This is a genomic window from Natrinema soli (assembly GCF_028618695.1).
In genome coordinates this window covers 1-1,208 of the sequence record NZ_JAQIVI010000175.1, presented here as the reverse complement: position 1 = coordinate 1,208, position 1,208 = coordinate 1, and the positions used below count along the sequence as shown (strand labels likewise).

Genomic DNA, 1,208 nt, shown 5'->3' with positions numbered 1-1,208 from the left:
CGACGTTCGCGCGGGCGGACAGCGACGGCAGGAGGTGGAACCGCTGGAACACGATTCCGATGTGACGTCGCCGCGCCCGAGTTCGCTCCCCGTCCGACAGCGCCGCGAGGTCGGTGTCGCGCAGTTCCACGCTGCCCTCCGTCGGCACCAGTAGTCCCGCGACCGCGTGCAGGATCGTCGACTTCCCGCTTCCGCTGGGCCCCTCGAGCCCGACGATGGTTCCCATCGGCACGTCGAAAGAAACGTCACGGAGCGCGGTCACCGTCCGCTCGTTGCTCGAGCGGAACCGGCCCCCGCTCGAGCCGTAGCGGTGGGTGACTCCCTCGAGGCGAACGGCCGTCGTCGATTCGCGCTCGTCCGTTCGGTCCCTCGCCCGCGATCGCGAATCCTGAACTGATCGGTTGAACATCCTCACAGGGGTCTCACTGCCAGCGGACGGCGCCCCGGCTCATTGTTTCGACCCGGTTACCCCTGAAAGACACCCGTTAACCCGTTCCCAGTCACGGCAACGGTCGGGTAGCCACTACGAGATGCGAGTGTCAGCGCCGCTCTATCGAGTCCTGTGGCGGTCGCCTCCTCGAGCCCGTTCCGTCGCGGTAGGGACGCACTGTCCGCCGGAGCCGGCGCTGAAACGTGGGCGTACAGGTTGGCGACCGTGGTAGTCAGCTTCTGGGACGGGTTCGATCGTTCCGGGGAGAGTCAAACTCCGGGCGACGACAGCCGATCGTCACGTCATCCGCTGCCGTATTCTTCGTCACGGTACGGATCGTATTTTCGTCCGCAGTTCTCGCACTCGTAGAATTGTATTCGCCATCCCGGTGTCGTATATCGGGCCGAGTACGTCTCGCTCGTTCCACACCGTGGACAGCGAGTCGGTGGAGACGATTTCATTACGGAAGTAGTCGAGTGAACGACGATAAGTGTAATCCCTGTCTCCGTTCGTCCTATGATTCGACGAACGCGACGGTTTCGTGCATCAGTGGAGTACGAGCACCGCTGCAACCGGTTCACGCCGCAGGCGACGCGCTCGACGGACAGCGGGGCGGTCACGTCAACCGCTCGCCGTCGTCGTCGAGGACGATTCCGCAGTCGTCACAGCACCACCAGCCCACCAGCGGATCGCGTTCGGGCACCGCCGCGCCGCAGTCGGGACACCGTTTCGGCTCGCCGGCTCGAGTCTCAGTTATCCGTTTCCGGAGTCCGCTCGA

At 64.7% G+C, this 1,208-nt stretch carries 1 protein-coding gene; it reads right to left on the bottom strand.

From position 1 onward, the window contains the following. Nucleotides 1–409 (bottom strand): ATP-binding cassette domain-containing protein (locus PGX04_RS11810; RefSeq protein WP_273738691.1); only part of this gene is annotated, 409 nt, incomplete at its 3' end. Nucleotides 410–1,208 lie beyond the last annotated feature (799 nt).